The sequence below is a fragment of the Pseudomonas sp. PB3P13 genome (genome assembly GCF_054897735.1).
Genome location: NZ_CM142702.1, coordinates 1,643,039 through 1,659,772 on the forward strand (window position 1 = coordinate 1,643,039; position 16,734 = coordinate 1,659,772).

The 16,734-nt window shown below is 58.2% G+C and carries 18 protein-coding genes, 1 tRNA gene and 1 pseudogene; 14 read left to right on the forward strand and 6 right to left on the reverse strand.

Annotated elements, in window-relative coordinates:
* The first annotated feature begins 98 nt into the window (after positions 1–98).
* From dapA to ACYZT1_RS07390, 5 genes are all read left to right on the forward strand, one after another.
* Positions 99–977: a 4-hydroxy-tetrahydrodipicolinate synthase gene (gene dapA / locus ACYZT1_RS07370; protein WP_462018341.1), complete on the forward strand. Its 879-nt coding sequence runs from the start codon at positions 99–101 to the stop codon at positions 975–977.
* A 17-nt stretch (positions 978–994) separates the two neighbouring features.
* Positions 995–2,110: an outer membrane protein assembly factor BamC gene (gene bamC / locus ACYZT1_RS07375; RefSeq protein WP_462018342.1), complete on the forward strand. Its 1,116-nt coding sequence runs from the start codon at positions 995–997 to the stop codon at positions 2,108–2,110.
* A gap of 4 nt (positions 2,111–2,114) precedes the next feature.
* Positions 2,115–2,873, forward strand: coding sequence for an MBL fold metallo-hydrolase (locus tag ACYZT1_RS07380; RefSeq protein ID WP_462018343.1), 759 nt, complete (start codon positions 2,115–2,117; stop codon positions 2,871–2,873).
* A 28-nt stretch (positions 2,874–2,901) separates the two neighbouring features.
* Complete coding sequence (purC, locus tag ACYZT1_RS07385) at positions 2,902–3,615, forward strand: phosphoribosylaminoimidazolesuccinocarboxamide synthase (protein ID WP_462018344.1); 714 nt, start codon at positions 2,902–2,904, stop codon at positions 3,613–3,615.
* 83 nt (positions 3,616–3,698) lie between these two features.
* Positions 3,699–3,788 (forward strand) — tRNA-Ser (locus ACYZT1_RS07390).
* Positions 3,789–3,906: 118 nt separating this feature from the next.
* On the opposite strand, the gene copD is transcribed toward ACYZT1_RS07390, so the two are convergent.
* Genes copD through ACYZT1_RS07410 form a run of 4 tightly spaced genes read right to left on the reverse strand, consistent with a single transcriptional unit; the run spans position 3,907 to position 7,929 of the window.
* Complete coding sequence (copD, locus tag ACYZT1_RS07395) at positions 3,907–4,842, reverse strand: copper homeostasis membrane protein CopD (RefSeq protein ID WP_462018345.1); 936 nt, start codon at positions 4,840–4,842, stop codon at positions 3,907–3,909.
* A 3-nt stretch (positions 4,843–4,845) separates the two neighbouring features.
* Positions 4,846–5,229 carry a copper homeostasis periplasmic binding protein CopC gene (copC, locus tag ACYZT1_RS07400; RefSeq protein ID WP_462018346.1) on the reverse strand — a complete coding sequence of 128 codons (384 nt, stop codon included), beginning with the start codon at positions 5,227–5,229 and terminating at the stop codon, positions 4,846–4,848.
* Positions 5,230–5,285: 56 nt separating this feature from the next.
* Entirely contained in the window at positions 5,286–6,149 is an 864-nt protein-coding gene (locus ACYZT1_RS07405) for a copper resistance protein B (RefSeq protein WP_462018347.1), read from the reverse strand.
* A gap of 10 nt (positions 6,150–6,159) precedes the next feature.
* Entirely contained in the window at positions 6,160–7,929 is a 1,770-nt protein-coding gene (locus ACYZT1_RS07410) for a copper resistance system multicopper oxidase (RefSeq protein ID WP_462018348.1), read from the reverse strand.
* A gap of 501 nt (positions 7,930–8,430) precedes the next feature.
* On the opposite strand from ACYZT1_RS07410, the gene ACYZT1_RS07415 reads away from it, so the two are divergent.
* The 9 genes and pseudogenes from ACYZT1_RS07415 to ACYZT1_RS07455 all read left to right on the forward strand — a co-directional run bounded on the left by ACYZT1_RS07415 (position 8,431) and on the right by ACYZT1_RS07455 (position 15,442).
* Positions 8,431–8,622: a YegP family protein gene (locus ACYZT1_RS07415; RefSeq protein WP_462018349.1), complete on the forward strand. Its 192-nt coding sequence runs from the start codon at positions 8,431–8,433 to the stop codon at positions 8,620–8,622.
* Positions 8,623–8,763: 141 nt separating this feature from the next.
* Positions 8,764–9,690: a LysR substrate-binding domain-containing protein gene (locus ACYZT1_RS07420; RefSeq protein ID WP_462018350.1), complete on the forward strand. Its 927-nt coding sequence runs from the start codon at positions 8,764–8,766 to the stop codon at positions 9,688–9,690.
* 57 nt (positions 9,691–9,747) lie between these two features.
* On the forward strand, positions 9,748–10,113 hold the full coding sequence (locus ACYZT1_RS07425) for a 5-carboxymethyl-2-hydroxymuconate Delta-isomerase (RefSeq protein WP_028621862.1): 366 nt from the start codon (positions 9,748–9,750) through the stop codon (positions 10,111–10,113).
* Positions 10,114–10,160: 47 nt separating this feature from the next.
* Positions 10,161–10,526: pseudogene (locus tag ACYZT1_RS07430) on the forward strand (glutamine synthetase family protein); the annotation flags it as partial.
* A gap of 163 nt (positions 10,527–10,689) precedes the next feature.
* Positions 10,690–12,339: a phosphoethanolamine transferase gene (locus tag ACYZT1_RS07435; RefSeq protein ID WP_462018351.1), complete on the forward strand. Its 1,650-nt coding sequence runs from the start codon at positions 10,690–10,692 to the stop codon at positions 12,337–12,339.
* A 67-nt stretch (positions 12,340–12,406) separates the two neighbouring features.
* Positions 12,407–13,540: a ribonuclease D gene (gene rnd, locus ACYZT1_RS07440; RefSeq protein ID WP_462018352.1), complete on the forward strand. Its 1,134-nt coding sequence runs from the start codon at positions 12,407–12,409 to the stop codon at positions 13,538–13,540.
* Complete coding sequence (locus tag ACYZT1_RS07445) at positions 13,537–13,830, forward strand: YcgL domain-containing protein (protein WP_007898694.1); 294 nt, start codon at positions 13,537–13,539, stop codon at positions 13,828–13,830. The genes rnd and ACYZT1_RS07445 overlap by 4 nt, the downstream gene beginning before the upstream one ends.
* A gap of 120 nt (positions 13,831–13,950) precedes the next feature.
* Positions 13,951–14,883, forward strand: coding sequence for a D-2-hydroxyacid dehydrogenase (locus ACYZT1_RS07450; RefSeq protein WP_462018353.1), 933 nt, complete (start codon positions 13,951–13,953; stop codon positions 14,881–14,883).
* A 109-nt stretch (positions 14,884–14,992) separates the two neighbouring features.
* Positions 14,993–15,442, forward strand: a complete 450-nt coding sequence (locus ACYZT1_RS07455) for a YcgN family cysteine cluster protein (RefSeq protein WP_462018354.1) — start codon at positions 14,993–14,995, stop codon at positions 15,440–15,442.
* A gap of 169 nt (positions 15,443–15,611) precedes the next feature.
* On the opposite strand, the gene ACYZT1_RS07460 is transcribed toward ACYZT1_RS07455, so the two are convergent.
* Positions 15,612–15,989, reverse strand: a complete 378-nt coding sequence (locus ACYZT1_RS07460) for a YgaP family membrane protein (RefSeq protein WP_462018355.1) — start codon at positions 15,987–15,989, stop codon at positions 15,612–15,614.
* Positions 15,990–16,079: 90 nt separating this feature from the next.
* Positions 16,080–16,550, reverse strand: a complete 471-nt coding sequence (locus ACYZT1_RS07465) for an RNA methyltransferase (RefSeq protein WP_095171660.1) — start codon at positions 16,548–16,550, stop codon at positions 16,080–16,082.
* Positions 16,551–16,734 lie beyond the last annotated feature (184 nt).

Consider the following 16,734-nt stretch of genomic DNA (forward strand, 5'->3'; position numbering starts at 1 on the left):
CAACGCCGAGGGGAATGGCGGCGGCGCAGTACTTTGCTTGTGCAAGCAACTTGGCGCCAGTACCATTACCGCTCTCTTTTTCCGGCAGGAGCGGTTTCATGATTGCGGGCAGTATGGTGGCACTGGTCACTCCCATGGATGCACACGGGCGTCTTGACTGGGACAGCCTCAGCAAACTCGTGGACTTCCACCTTGCAAACGGCACTCATGCCATCGTCGCGGTCGGTACCACCGGCGAGTCGGCGACCCTTGATGTGCAAGAACACATTGAAGTCATCCGTGCCGTGGTCAAGCAGGTCAACGGGCGCATTCCGGTCATTGCCGGCACCGGCGCCAACTCGACCCGCGAAGCCGTCGAGCTGACCCGCAACGCCAAGGAAGCCGGGGCCGATGCGTGCCTGCTGGTGGTTCCTTATTACAACAAGCCGACTCAGGAAGGTCTTTACCAGCACTTCAAGCACATCGCTGAAGCGGTCGACATTCCACAGATTCTCTACAACGTTCCCGGCCGCACCTCCTGCGACATGCAGGCCGAGACCGTGATTCGCCTGTCCACCGTGCCGAACATCATCGGCATCAAGGAAGCCACCGGCGACCTGAAGCGTGCCAAGGCAATCATCGATGGCGTGAGCAAGGATTTCATCGTGCTTTCTGGCGATGATCCGACCGCTGTCGAATTGATTCTGCTGGGCGGCAAGGGCAACATTTCCGTCACCGCCAACGTCGCCCCGCGCGAAATGGCCGACCTGTGCGAGGCCGCGCTCAAGGGCGACGCCGACACCGCACGGGCCATCAACGAAAAACTGATGCCGCTGCACAAGGACCTGTTCATCGAAGCCAACCCGATTCCGGTGAAGTGGGCTTTAGTCGAAATGGGCCTGATGCACGAAGGCATTCGCCTGCCGCTGACCTGGCTGAGCGCACCTTGTCATGAAACGCTGCGCACGGCTCTGCGCCAGTGCAGCGTCCTGGTTTAATTGAGGAACTACGACGCATGAAGCGATTGGCCGGACTTTCCGCACTTGCCTTGATTATCTCCAGCACCAGTGGCTGCGGATGGGTCTGGGGCCCGGAAGGTTATTTCCGTGACCGTGGTAGCGACTACCTGGAAGCGCAACAGACAGCACCCATGCAACTGCCGACGGACGTGAGCACCGCCAAACGTCTGGATCCCTTGCTGCCGATCCCGCGCAACGTTGCCGACGACAGCGTCAAGGGCGAATACATCGTGCCGCGTCCACAGCCGTTGACTGCGGGCGCCGACGCCAGCGCCTACTCGCTGCACAAAAGCGGTGATACCCGCTGGATCGTCGCGCAAAACCCACCGGCCGAAACCTGGCCAGTGGCGGTGCAGTTCTTCCAGGACAACGGTTTCCGTCTGGATGAGCAGCGTCCGCAAACCGGTGAGTTCACGACCACCTGGCAGCACTCCGACGAATTGTCGGCCGCGATGGCCAAGCGTTTGAGCGCAGCCGGTGTCAGCACCGACAGCGAGGTTCGTGCACGCGTTCGCATCGAACCAGGCGTGCAGCGCAACACCAGCGAAGTCTATGTGGTGACCGCAGAACGTCCTGCCGGCAGCACTGCCGATGTGGCTTTCACCAATCGTTCGGTCAACGCCGGCCTCGACGCAGCGCTGGTCGACGACATGCTCGCGAGCATGAGCCGTATTGCCGAAAAGGGCGGTTCGGTGTCGATGCTGGCCTCGCGTGATTTCGATACGCCGAGTCGCGTCAGCCTGAGCGAAGACGGCAGTGGCAACCCGGTTCTGAACGTCGGTCCTGACCTGGATCGTGCCTGGTCGAGCGTCGGTCGTGCACTGGAGCAGGGTGAATGGCGCGTTGAAGACATCAACCGCAGCCTGGGCCTGTACTACCTCAACCTCGCTGAAAAAGCCGAGAAACCCGAAGACAAACCCGGCTTCTTCAGCAGCCTGTTCGGCAGTGCGCCAAACAAGGAAGAAGTTGAAGCCCGCGCCGAGCGTTATCAGGTTCGCCTGAGCAAGGTGGGTGAAAACGTTCAGGTCACCGTCGAGAAGAACATCAACACCGTGGCGCCGGCTGACGTGGCGCGCAAAGTGTTGAGCGTGATTCAGGACAACCTGGGCTGACCACATGCGTTTTGCCGTTCTCGGCAGCGGTAGCCAAGGGAACGGCACGCTGATAGCCAGTGCTGATACGTACGTGCTGGTGGATTGTGGTTTTTCCCTGCGGGAAACCGAAAAACGCTTGCTGCGCCTGGGTGTCCATCCTGCGCAGTTAAGCGCGATACTCGTGACCCACGAGCATGCCGATCACGTGCATGGCGTGGGTTTGCTGTCTCGGCGCTACAATCTGCCGGTCTACCTCAGCCGCGGCACCCTGCGCGGGATGCGCAAACCGATTGAACCGGCCGGCCTGCTGGCAGGCGGTGAGCAACTGCAGATCGGCAGTCTGGACATCGGCGTGATTGCCGTGGCCCATGATGCGCAGGAGCCGACGCAATACGTGTTCAGTGACGGTGAGCGGCGCTTCGGTCTGCTGACCGATCTTGGCTCCTATTGCGACACAGTGCTGAACGGTTATCGTGACCTCGATGCGTTGATGATCGAATCCAACCATTGCCGTGACATGCTGGCTCGCGGTCACTACCCGTACTTTCTGAAGCAGCGGGTGGGCGGCGAACATGGACATTTGAACAACCATCAGGCGGCATTCCTGGTGGCGGAGTTGGGCTGGCAAGGCCTGCAACACCTGGTCCTGGCCCATCTGAGCAGCAAGAACAACCTGCCGCAGCTGGCCCGGCAATGTTTTGTCGACACCCTCGGGTGCGATCCGGACTGGCTGCAACTGGCCGATCAAGATTCAGGGCTCGACTGGCGCCACATCGCCTAGCCCATCTACTTAGCAAGCGGAGCCCATGATGGAAAAACGTGAAGAACTCTACCGCGGCAAAGCCAAATCGGTTTTCAAGACCGACGACGCTGACCGCTTGATCCTGCTGTTTCGCAACGACACCTCGGCGTTCGATGGCAAACGCATTGAGCAGCTCGACCGCAAAGGCATGGTGAACAACAAGTTCAACGCCTTCATCATGCAGAAACTTGAAGCTGCCGGCGTGCCAACTCAGTTCGACAAGTTGCTGGGCGACAACGAATGCCTGGTGAAAAAACTCGACATGATTCCGGTCGAGTGCGTCGTGCGTAACTACGCGGCCGGCAGCCTGGTCAAGCGCCTGGGCGTTGAAGAGGGCATGAAGCTCAATCCTTACACCTTCGAGCTGTTCCTGAAGGACGACGCCAAGGGCGACCCGTTCATCAACGAATCCCACGTTGTTGCGTTCGGTTGGGGCACTGCCGAGCAACTGGTTCGCATGAAAGAACTGTCGCTGAAGGTCAACGAAGTCCTGAGCAAACTGTTCGACGACGCCGGCCTGATGCTGGTCGACTTCAAACTTGAATTCGGCGTGTTCTCCGACGGCTCGATCGTCCTGGGCGACGAGTTCAGCCCGGACGGCTGCCGTCTGTGGGACAAGGCCACCGGCAAGAAAATGGACAAGGACCGCTTCCGTCAGGGGCTCGGTGACGTCATCGAAGCCTACGAAGAAGTCGCCACTCGTCTGGGCGTACCGCTTTAAGCGACGCAAGCATCTGATAGCACGGAAAAATTTCGCTTTGGGGGTTCGCTTCCGGCAAAAGTGTTGTTATGATGCGCGCCGTTGGAGAGATGCCAGAGTGGCCGAATGGGACGGATTCGAAATCCGTTGTACCTTCACCGGTACCTAGGGTTCGAATCCCTATCTCTCCGCCATTATTGAACAAGACTAAGCCCCTGTAATCGTTGAAGATTACAGGGGCTTTTTCGTTTCAGGGGTTTACCCCATCCACTGTGCTCATTTAACCGATGTGCTTTTACACATCTGGCAACACTACCAGGATGCTATCGCCATTTCGGGATTCAGGGTTCCCAACCAAGCCACTAGCCCCACGATTAAAACCGCCGCCGATAATTCAACCCACACGCTGCGCCTTAACGAAGTAGCTACCGCCCGATACTGGCCCTTGTGTAATGACCTCTGCAAAAACGGGCCAAGGTGAAACCGGTTGAAGGCGGCCAGCGCCAGCATTGCGGCAAACAACGCCACTTTGATGATCAGCAAATTCCCATAAGTGCTGAGGTAGACGTCATCGAGTTTTGGGCCCACGATGAACAGGTAGTTCACGACGCCTGTAACCGTGATGAGGACTACGATCAAAGCGCCCACCGATTCGAATCGGGTCACGGCCCTGGCCAGCAATCTGATGCGTTCTTCGGTTTTCAGCGTGTCGAGCCTTGCCATCCAGACAAATGCGACTAACGCGCCGAGCCACGCTCCCGCCGCCAGCAGGTGCAGTATGTCCGTTGCAAAATGCCAAAAACGACGACTGCCTTCATCCATCGCACCGTGACCGTTCCAGGCCAGACTTGCGAGGGCGATACCCCCGGCAATAGCTGCGACCAACAAGCTGAGGCCCGGTGCGCGTTGGTGAGGTATCACCGCTAAACCGCCAACGATCAACGCGATGATTCGCACGACGCAGGCCCGCCCTACATCCGTCTCAAATACCATCGTCTCAATATGCGGACGCAGCTCAGCGAAGTCTGACTCCCCACTCATGGAGCTCGCCATCATCACCATACTGGCGACAGACACCAGCACACCAAGCGCCGACGTTCCCGCCCCCAGCGACCAAAACGGCAACACTCTACCCGATACGCGCTCTCGTCCTTCCAGGCTGTACAACCCGAAAAGCGCTACGCCGAACAGGAGCATCAAATCCATGTACAAGCCGAAGCGCAGGGCAATGCTGGCCCAATCGCTCATCGATTACTTCACTTTGAACGTAACGTTGCCGGTGATCGGGTGGGTGTCCGATGACACCGCGCGCCATTCGACTTTATAGCTGCCAGCAGGCAAAGGAGAGAGCGGCGTGATAACCATGGTTTTCGGGTCGCTGCCGCCGGAGACTTTGGCCTTCATGGGCATCGGGGAGTGGGCCATACCGGGCATTTCGGTCATGATCAGTTTCGCGCCGGAAAACTGCGTCATGAGGTTTTCGGAAAAGTGCAGTTCGATCTTGGCGGGCGCCGCGCCGTCCTCGCCCTGCTGCGGGGTAGAGGAGAGCAATTTCGGGTGCGCGTGAGCAAATGTGCTCACGAGTAGTCCTGTGGAAAGTGCGATGGCAACAACGGTGGTTTTGATTGGGCGCATACAGGACCTCTCACCGCTTTAAGCGGTAATTTTTGTGATTGTCAGGTTGACGCGTTCTAGAACCACAGTCGTACGCCAAGGACGAGACGTGCTTCACTGCGATCCTCGCCGTCGTCGTGGGCATAATCAGCTGTTTTGCCGTAGGTGCGGTTCCAGGTCACGCCGATGTAAGGCGCAAACTCACGGCGGATTTCATAACGCAGGCGCAGGCCCGCTTCAGTGTTGGACAGGCCAGAACCGATGCCTCGTTGCGGATCGTTTTTGCTGTAAAAATTAAGTTCGGCGGTTGGCTGCAAAATGAGTCGATTGGTCAGCAAGATGTCGTAGTCGCCCTCCAGGCGCGCGGCGGTTTGGCCACCTTCACCAATGAACGCCGTGGCTTCGGTTTCGAAGTTGTACAGAGCCATGCCTTGCAAGCCGAACGCCGCCCAGGTTTGGGGATCGCCGGGTTTGAAATCCTGCCGGACGCCTGTTACCACGTCCCACCATGGGGAGAGGGCGTGGCCCCACAGTGCCTGGACTTGCGCATCTTCGGTCTTGCCGTTGGTGCGTTCGCCTTCGGAGCGCAGCCACAGACGGTCAATGTCCCCCCCGATCCAACCGGAGACATCCCAGGCCAGGGTGCTGCCGTCATCGGCGTCCTGCCATTCAAGCTTTTCTGCGAGAAAGTAAGTGTTGAGCGCGGAGTCGTGCACGTGATGCCCATCCGGGCTTACAAACACAGCGGCGCGATCGGCATCGGTCAAGGCGGGAATCGGCGTACGACTTTCAGTCGGCGCAGCGGGCTGCATCTGGCCATCGTCCATGCCCTGCATCTGGCCATGATCCATGTTCTGCATGTCGTCCGTGGCCGCCATCGCCGAGGAAAGTGTCAGGCTCGCGGTCACGAGCACCAAAGAAATCGGAGTGATCCTGCTCATGGGTAGCGCCTCATTCTTCCACGCGAACTTCACGGAACATGCCCGTTTCCATGTGATACAGGAGGTGGCAGTGATAGGCCCATCGGCCGAGCGCGTCGGCGGTTACCCGATAACTGCGCCGTGAGCCTGGCGGCATGTCGATGGTGTGTTTGCGCACCATGAACTGGCCGTTTTCGTCTTCGAGATCGCTCCACATGCCGTGCAGATGGATGGGGTGAGTCATCATCGTGTCGTTGACCAGCACAATGCGGATACGCTCGCCGTACTTGAGGCGCAGGGGTTCGGCATCGGAGAACTTCACGCCGTTGAATGACCAGGCGAACTTTTCCATGTGGCCGGTGAGGTGCAGTTCTATGGTGCGGCCGGGGTCGCGGCCGTCCGGGTCTTCGAAGGTACTGCGCAAGTCGGCATAGGTCAGGACGCTACGCCCGTTGTCACGCAGGCCGAGGCCAGGGTCATCAAGCTTGGGCGAGGTGATCATGGCTTGCATGTCCACCAGCGGATTGTTGCTTTCCGACGCGGGGTGGGACTGCATTTCGCCCATTCCAGCCATGCCGCTGTGATCCATGGCGTCCATGCCTTGCATTGAACTGTGCTCCATACCTGTCATCTGGCTGTGATCCATGCCCGCCATGTCGCCACCCATACCGCCGTGATCCATACCGCTCATGCCCATGTCAACCATGGTCACCAGCGGTCTCGGGTCCAGTGGTGGTATCGGCGCGGACACCCCCGTCTTCACTGCCAGCGTGCCACAGGCATAGCCAGTGCGATCCATCGCCTGGGCGAACAAGGTGTAGGCATTCCGGGTCGGCTCGACGATCACATCGAACGTCTCCGCCACCGCGATGCGAAATTCGTCTACGCTCACCGGTTTGACGTGCAGACCGTCTGCGGCGACCACCGTCATTTTCAGACCGGGAATGCGTACGTCGAAGTAGGTCATGGCGGAGCCGTTGATGAAGCGCAGGCGCAGTTTCTCGCCGGGCCGGAATATCCCCGTCCAGTTCATGGCAGGCGACTGGCCGTTCATCAAGTAGGTGTAAGTCGCGCCGCTGACGTCGGCCAGGTCCGTGGGATTCATCTTCATTTGCGCCCACATCTTCCGGTCTGCGACCGTGGAACCCCAACCTTTCTCACTGACGTCGTGGATGAAGTCGCCCACGGTGCGCTTGTTGTAGTTGTAGTAATCCGACTGTTTTTTCAGCGTCTGCATCAGGCCGACTGCGTCTTCGTCGGTCCAGTCGGTCAGCATCACCACGTAATCCCGGTCGTATTGAAACGGCTCCGGCTCCTTGGCATCGATCACCAACGGGCCATAAACGCCGGACTGTTCCTGAAACCCCGAATGACTGTGATACCAGTAAGTGCCGTTCTGCCGCACCTTGAACTGATAGACATACATTCCACCCGGTTCAATGCCATGAAAGCTAAGGCCCGGCACACCGTCCATGTTGGCCGGCAGCAGAATGCCGTGCCAGTGAATGGAGGTGTCGGCGTTGAGTTGGTTCCTCACCCGCAACGTGACCGTGTCGCCTTCACGCCAGCGCAGCAGGGGGCCGGGTATGCCGCCATTGATGGTCATCGCGGTGCGCGCGTTACCAGTGATGTTGACCGGGGTTTCGCCGATGAACAGGTCAAAATCGGTACCGGCCAGGACATTTGCCTCGCCGGGGCTGGTAGTCGCCCAGACAGGTGCGTGCCATAGCCCGAGGCCGCCGAGAATCCCGCCGGCGGCGAGTCCCTTCACAAAAGTTCGTCTTGATGTTTCAGGGGGCATGGCGCTTCGTTCCCAGTCAGTCGGATGACAGAGCAAACAGGAGATACTGCCAAGTTCGATGATGAGGGGTGCAACCTTTCAGAAGGCTGAGCGAAAGATTACGGTTTTGTCAGCTTCACCCGCCGCTCTAGCCACGACCCACTCAAATTCTGTCTTGCGCGGTCCTGTTTCTGCGTGAGCATGCGCATCAGGGAATGGAGGGGCTGGCAACGTCATCCTGGGCAACTGTCACCATCAGGGCCGCCGCGTGGCGGAATTTGACGGGCAGGGCGTCAGCCGGACCACTGCAATTGCGTAGGAAAAATAAGCCTGTTCTCAGGAAAAATTCCTCCATCCCGTCATGCTTTTCTCCAAGCCTCGCCTTTATTAGTTGCCTCGCAAATACTGGTTTTCTGGTCGAAATATTCCCTGACATTGAATGTCCTCACCCCGCCAAAACCTCATCTACTCTGTTTTCGCAGGTCCCGATCTGCCGTTATCACCCATCGCAAGGAGCGAACCATGTATTTTGAGATTTACCGGCAAACCCGAGGCACCGCGAGGACTGGACAAGGCCAGTGGCGCTGGCGTTTGAGGGCTGGCAATCATGAAACCATTGCCAGTGGCGAGTCGTACATCAACAAGGCGGATTGTGTGCACGCCATCAGCTTGATCAAGGGGACTCAGGATCAGACGCCCATCAAGGAAATCTAGACTGCACACCCTAAAGCTGCTCGACCAGAGCAGCTTTTCCATACCCCTCGCGCCAGGCTGAAGGTCTACCGTCCATGTCCCATGGACGGCGCTTGCGCCACCTACCTAAACTGTCGCCAGTCCTGGCATTGGGGTTAACGGATGAATCGCAACGAGCTACGCAAGGCCGACATCAATTTGATAATGGTGTTTGAAACACTCATGCATGAACGCAATGTCACGCGGGTGGCGGAGAAATTATTTCTCGGTCAGCCAACCATCAGCTCGGCGCTGAACCGTCTGCGCGCGATGTTCAATGACCCGCTGTTCATTCGCGTCGGTCACCGGATGGAGCCGACCGCCAGGGCCGAGGAGTTGATTCAGTATCTGTCGCCGGCGCTGGACTCGTTGTCGATCGCGTTGAGTCTGACTCATGATTTTGACCCCGCCAGCAGCACCATGACCTTTCGCATCGGGCTGTCGGACGACGTTGAATTCGGACTGCTGCCGCCATTGCTCAGAGCGCTGCGGCAGGAGGCGCCCAACGTGGTGTTCGTTGTGCAGCATGTCGATTACTGGCGAATTCCGGATTTGCTGGCCTCGGGCGACATCACGGTAGGGATCAGCCAGACGCGCGGCTTGCCGGCCAATGCCAAGCGCAAGTTGCTGCGGCATATCCAGCCCAGCGTGTTGCGCGCCGATGCATCCGACACGCCGCTGACACTCGATGAATATTGTTCCCGCCCGCACGTGCTGGTCTCTCATACCGCCAACGTCAGTGGCTACGCCGATGAATGGCTGGCGGAAATCGGCAGAACCCGCCAGGTGGTGTTATCCGTGCCGCAATACAGCGCATTGCCTGCCTTGCTTGCCGGTACCGATCTGATCGCCAGCCTGCCGGATTACACCGCAGAGGCCATGGCTGCCTCCGGACTGTTGTTCCAGGAGCCGTTCCCTTTCAAGACACCGACGCTGGATTTGTCCATGGTCTGGCTCAGCCACGTCGACACTGATCCCGCCGAACGGTGGCTGCGCTCGCGTCTTGAAGGCTTCATGAGTGAGCGTGCCGTCTTGCCGTTGCCCGAGTGATTGGGGCAATGCTGTGTTATATCTACGACCCTTCCACCTAATTTCAGGAGCCGAGTCATGCCTCACCTGCACATGGAATACACCGCCAATCTGTCTGACCTGAACGCCGACGTGGCGTTGATCAGGCTGAATAATGCGCTGGTGGCTTCTGGACAGTTTGCTGCCGAGTTCGACATCAAGAGCCGTGCGGTGAAGCTCGAAACGTTCAAAGTGGGCACGGCGATGAGCGAGCGTGCGTTTGTGCACGTAAAACTCGCTTTGCTCAGCGGACGCTCGCCGCAGATCAAAAAGCAGCTCTCCGAGAGCCTGTTGGCGGTGGTGCAGGATCTTTGCCAGTGGCCTGCAGGCGTCGAGGTGCAGCTCGCAGTGGAGCTGCTGGACATTGATCGCGAGTCGTACAGCAAAGTGGCTATCGGGCACTGAGCTTCAAGTATGGCCAGAGTTGTCGCGTCGGGATGAACCACTGCGTCCGCACCGTGAGCTTGCGCGTACCCGGCGGTCCGGCGTTTTCCCGGCATATCGAACACCGCATTTGCGGGGCCGATGCCATCCCCTATCTGGCGGCGGCAGCCATTTTGGCCGGTATTCATCGCGGGATCCGCGAACAGCTCGATCCAGGCGCGCCCGTGGAAGGTAATGGGTACGCCCAGGCCACGGATTTGCTACCGACCGACTGGCTGACCACCTTGCGCGCACTGGAAGGTTCGAGCTGGGCGAAAGAAGCGTTCGGCAGTGAATTACTCGGCGTGTATCTGGCAGTTAAAAGAGCTGAGTATCGGCAGTTCATGGGCGAAGTCGGGGAGCAGGACTGGCGGTGGTATCTCAATCAGGCCTGAACCATTCCCAAATACGCTTTAAGTTTTATGTTAAAAAAAAGGCCAACTAATCGTTGGCTTCTTTTTCACAAAAAATTGATGGTTGGCTGCCTAAAGTTTGTGCTGTCGCGGCATGTAAATTTTACAGTGCCGGAGACACTTCTTTCAGGAATACCCCATCATCATGCTGAAGATTAATGCCGTGCGCCCTGAATGGCTGACGTTAGTTGCCAGTGCTTTTCTTTTAGCGGGATTCAACGTTGTCTTATGGCAGCATCTATTTGCTGTCACAGCGCCGGACATCCATGGCCTGGCCATGCGCGTGGCTTTTGGTGTGATGCTTCTGGCCGTTTTCAACGTTGCGCTAACACTGCTCGCGTTCCGGTACGTATTGAAACCTGCCATCACGCTGATTTTTATAATCAGTGCCGGCGTTACATATTTCATGAATCAATACGGCGTTTTGTTGGACGCCGGCATGCTCAGAAACTTCGCCGAAACGAATGTCACGGAAGTCCGCGACTTATTATCGATAAAGTTACTCGTCTATATAGTTTTGCTGGGTGTACTGCCGTCGTGTCTGATGTGGGTTGTTCCAGTCAGCTATCGTCGCTGGCAGCGCGAGATTTTAACCAAGGTGCTGGTCAGTCTTGCGTCTGTGGCAGTGCTCGGTGGCGTCGCCCTCCTGAATTATCAGGGGTTGTCGTCATTGTTTCGTAACCATCATGAGTTGCGATTGATGGTAGTGCCCAGTAATTACATCAGCGCTTCTTTCAGTTATCTGCGGGAGCAAGTCGCTTCGGCGAAGCAGCCTTTCGTCAAGATCGGAGAAGATGCACAGAGGACCGCGACCTTGCAAACCCGTGGTCGCAAATCCCTGACCGTTCTGGTCATCGGGGAAAGTGCCCGTGCGGAAAACTTCGGCATCCTCGGTTACGGCCGTGACACCACGCCGACACTGGAGAAGGAAGCCGGCTTGATTGCATTCAGCGACGTGTACTCCTGCGGCACAGAAACAGCAGTTTCCGTTCCTTGCATGTTTTCCAACATGGGCCGCAAAGCTTACAACGCGGGCCAGGCAAAAAATGAAGAGGGGCTGCTGGATGTACTCAAACATGCCGGCCTCAACGTTATTTGGCGGGATAATCAGTCAGGCTGCAAAGACACCTGCAATCGGGTCACGCTGGAGGACGTCAGCAAGTTGAAAGATCCGGTGCTGTGCGCTGACAGCGAATGTCGCGACGAAATACTCCTGCAAGGCTTGCAACAGTTCATCGATACCCTGGATAGGGATACGGTGTTGGTCTTGCACCAGATGGGCAGTCACGGCCCGGATTACTACAAGCGTTATCCAAAGGAATACGAGCACTTTACCCCGGTGTGTGAGAGTAACGCTCTGAACGATTGCACTCGCGAAAGCATCATCAACGGCTATGACAATACCTTGGTGTACACCGATCACGTCTTGTCGGCATTGATCGACCTGTTACGCAGCAACCAGGACAAGCTCGACACCGCGATGCTGTATGTGTCGGACCACGGCGAGTCGCTGGGTGAATACAATTTGTTCCTGCACGGCACGCCGTACATGCTGGCACCGGATCAACAAAAGCACGTCCCAATGCTGGCCTGGTTCTCCGACAACTTCCAAAAGTCGTTTTCGGTGGACACCCACTGCCTGCAAATGAGCCGTGACAAGCCGTTGAGCCAGGACAACCTGTTTCATTCCATGCTTGGTTTGCTGGAGATCAGCAGCAAGGTTTACCAGCAGGATCTGGACCTGTTCGCCGGTTGTCGCGGCGCGGTGACCGAAGGGGTGCTCGCCAAAGAATGAATGAGTGGACGCGCGTAAAACGTCGGTAGCGATATATACTGCGCGCCATTCTTCAAGGGAGAGCCGTGTGGCCATCGATATTCACTGGATTCGCGACAACGATAGCCTCGGTCAGTTTTGCGCCGAGTGGCAACAGCTGCCGTTCGTTGCCCTCGACACCGAATTCATGCGGGTCGATACCTTTTATCCGATCGCAGGCCTGCTGCAGATCGGCGATGGCGTACGCGCTTACCTGATCGACCCGTTGAGCATCGATAACTGGCAACCCTTGGCGGCGCTCCTGGAAAATCCGGCCGTCGTTAAAGTCTTGCATGCCTGCAGCGAGGACCTTGAAGTGCTGCTGCGTCTGACCGGTAGCCTGCCGGCGCCGCTGTTCGACACACAATTGGCCGCCGCTTACCTGAACCTCGGTTTCTCCATGGGCTATTCGCGGCTGGTGCAGGAAGTGCTCGGCATCGACTTGCCTAAAGGCGAAACCCGCTCCGACTGGCTGCAACGTCCGCTGTCCGAAACGCAGATCAGCTACGCCGCCGAAGATGCGCTGCACCTTGCGGAAGTTTTCGTACAACTGCGTCCGAAGCTGTCTGACGATAAATACGTCTGGGTCCTGGAAGACGGCGCGGAGCTGGTGGCAAACCTGCGCCGCGAAATCGATCCCTACGAGGTCTATCGCGACGCCAAACTGGCGTGGAAACTATCCCGCGCGCAACTTGCCGTGCTGCGTGAACTCTGCGCCTGGCGCGAGCGTGAAGCCCGCGCCCGTGATCTGCCGCGCAACCGCATTGTCCGCGAACATTCGCTGTGGCCGCTGGCGCGAACTCAGCCCGACAACTTGGGCGCACTGGGGAAAATCGAAGACATGCACCCGCGCACCGTGCGTCAGGATGGCGAGTTTCTGCTGGAACTGATCAAAAGCGCGGGTAATGTTCCTCCCGAGCAATGGCCGCCCGCTGTGCCGGAGCCGTTGCCGGTGGAAGCCGCCGCGCTGGTCAAACAATTGCGCGCCATCGGCCAGGCTGAAGCAGAACGCCTGAACATCGCACCTGAACTGATGCTGCGCAAGAAAACCCTGGAAGCCTTGCTCAAAAGCGGCTTTCCGAACGGTCCTTACCAATTGCCTGATTCGCTGCGTGGCTGGCGCCGCGAATTGATGGGCCAGGCGCTGCTCGACAGCCTGGCCGCCCCCGGAGAACAGCCTTGAAACGTATTTGCTCCATCTATCGAAGCCTGAAGAAAAACGAGATGTACCTCTATGTGCTCAAGAGCGATGCACTGGAGCGCGTGCCGGAAAGTCTGATGGCTGCCTTTGGCAAACCGCATCATGCCTTCGATCTGGTGCTGACGCCTGAGCGCAAGCTGTCGCGCGAAGACATCACCGTGGTCCTGGAAAACCTCGAGAAGCAGGGCTACCACCTGCAAATGCCGCCGGCCGAGGACGAGTACATCGAGCACTTGCCGGAAGAATTGCTGCGGCGCAACGATCCGATGTGATCGGCAGACAGGTTCTGTTCAGAATCTGCCTGAAACACTGGAATGATTTTGGCGATGGCCGCTGCGCTGGAGAACCGCTCCGCCGGCGGCCGTTTGCACTGTTTTTGAAAGGTTTGAAACATGCGCGTTCTGATTGCTGAACACGATCACCCTGTGTACGCCCAATTGCTGCGTCAGGCGGCACCCGATCTGGAAATCCTCACCAGCGGTGATTCTGCGGAGCTGGCCAGTCAGGCCGCCGATTGCCCGATCTGGCTGGGTCAGCCGGACTTGCTGGCAACCCTGCTGCGTCAGGGCCACCAGCCACTATGGCTGCAATCGACCTGGGCCGGCATTACCCCGCTGCTGGCCGATGGTCTGCCACGGCATTATCGGCTAACCCGGGCGGTGGGGATTTTCGGTCAGGTGATGGCTGAATACGTGCTGACTTATCTGCTCGGCCATGAGCGCGAAGTACTGCCGCGTCTGGTTAGCCAGGTCGAGCGCAAGTGGGACAGTCGTCAGGGCCAGGGTCTGACCGGGCGCAAAGTCCTGATCGTCGGCACGGGCGACATCGGGCAGACCGTCGCCCGCTTTTTACTGCCGTTCGGCGTCGAGTTGTACGGTATTGCCAGCGAAGCGCGAGCGCTGGCGCCGTTTGTCGAAGTGGGGACGCTCGCGGACCTGCCGCGCCTGGTCGGCGAAGTGGACTATGTGATCAATCTGTTGCCGAATACGCCTAACACTCACGACCTGTATGACGCGACGCTGTTCAAGCAATTCAAGCCCACCGGGTTGTTCATCAATGTCGGACGCGGCGTCGCGGTGGTGGATGCGGATCTGGTTGAAGCTTTGAAAGAAGGGCATCTGGCGGGCGCAGTTATTGACGTCTGCCGTCAGGAGCCGTTGCCGCAACGCCATCCGTTCTGGACGGCCTGGGGATTGCTGTTGACCGGCCACAGCTCGGCTCCGACCTCACCTTCATTGATGGTGAGCTTGTTTGTCGAAAATTTGCGGGCGTACCAGGCGGGCGAAGCGTTGCGAGGGGAAGTGGATTTCGATCGCGGGTATTGAATCTCCCTTTCCAGCCTCGACCTTACCGGCAGTCGCCAATGCTTGGCCGACAGACACCTTGGCACTAGACTGGCGGCCTTTTCACCACCTTGATGTTGATGCTTGAGCCATGGCCGCCAAAGTCGAACCGTTCTGGATACGCAAAACCCTGGATCAACTCGATCAGCAGGAATGGGAATCGCTGTGCGACGGCTGTGGCCTGTGCTGCCTGCAAAAGCTCGAGGATGAAGACGATAACAGCGTCTATTACACGCGCATCGCCTGCAAACTCCTGGACCTGAACACCTGCCAGTGCAGGGATTACCCAAACCGTCGGGCGTTCGTGCCGGACTGCATTCAGCTCACACCGGGCAAGGCCGATGAGTTCAAATGGCTGCCGCCGACCTGCGGCTACCGACTGGTCAGCGAAGCCAAGGATCTGCCTCTATGGCATCACCTGGTGTGCGGCGATCGCGACGCGGTGCACCACGAACGAATTTCACAATCGGGGCGCATGCTCGCCGAAGGCAGCGTTGACGAAGACGATTGGGAAGACCATCTGATATTCCGCGCGGGCTGAGCATTTACAAAGCCTTCGACGGTACCTCAGGAGCCGGTTGATTCGGTAATACCGCCTGCACTAGCAAGCTTCGCTCCCACGAAGAGTCTGCGTGAGACGCAGTCCTGCGGGAGCGAGAGCGCTGCGATTGGTCCGCGAAGAGGCCATAGGGCTCTGCGCAAAGCGCGAATCAGATCCCGGTTTTTGGCGAAGTCAGCGCATCATTCCCGGTCACCGTCGCCGTGCTGGTCGCCGCCTCGGCATTGGCCTTCAAACGAGTCAGATCATCCCCGGCGCGCTCGATTTTTGCGCGCACGGTGTTCATTTCATGCCGACTCTTCTCCAGCAGACTTTTGGCCGAGCAATGCCCGGTGATGCCGCGCGCCAGTGCCACGCCACCGATGGCGAGTTGGATCAGGCCAAATATGCCGCCGCGACGCAGGCCTTTGCCCATCATCACTACGCCACCTGCCAGAGAACCAGCGCGTTCCCAGCCGTGAACGTTGCGCTCTGATTGACTCTGGAACGGAGTGGATTCGATACGTTCTACGCGTTTGAAGTCGGTCATGATCTGTCTCCTGGCGAAAAGTGCTGTTTCAAGAATAGATAGTTAAGCTGACTGCCGGGGCGGGAGGCTTGTTCCATCGAATTTCGTCGTTCAGCGAAATTTCGGCCCGGAGCGGGTATTCAGGCCTTTGGCCATCCGATCGTAGAGCACGACGTTGACGGTGGCTGCGAGGTTCATGCAACCGGTGGTCGGGATGTACACGACATCTTCACACCAATCGCGAATCTCTTTATCCAGCGAGCCGTCCTCTGGACCGAAGATGTACAACGCGCGGTCCGGATGCGTGTACTCGGGCAGTGAGCGCGCGCCTTCGACCAGTTCTACAGCGACGGGTACGCAGCCCAGCGGCAGGATTTTTTTCAGGTCGTCGATGCCGATCAGCGGGATGTCGTAGTGCACGCGCTTGGTGTCGGTGACGAAGTCGGCGGCGCGCTCGTATCGCTTGCCGGTGTAAAACACCGACGCCACACCATAACAGCCAGCGGCGCGCATCACCGAGCCAACGTTTTCCGGTGATTTGGGGTTATACAAGCCAATGCAGCTGTACCGTTTGTCTGCCACGAGCGGGGTGCCTTCGAGGGAAAAGCGGCGATTATACGGGGATCGGGGGAGGGGTGTCCGGTTTGGAGATTGGTGGTGTCTGGTCGGCCGCCTTCGCGAGCAAGCTCGCTCCCACAGGGATTGTCGGTGAACGCAATATTTGTGGTCACTTCAATCAATTGTGGGAGCGAGCTTGCTCGCGAAG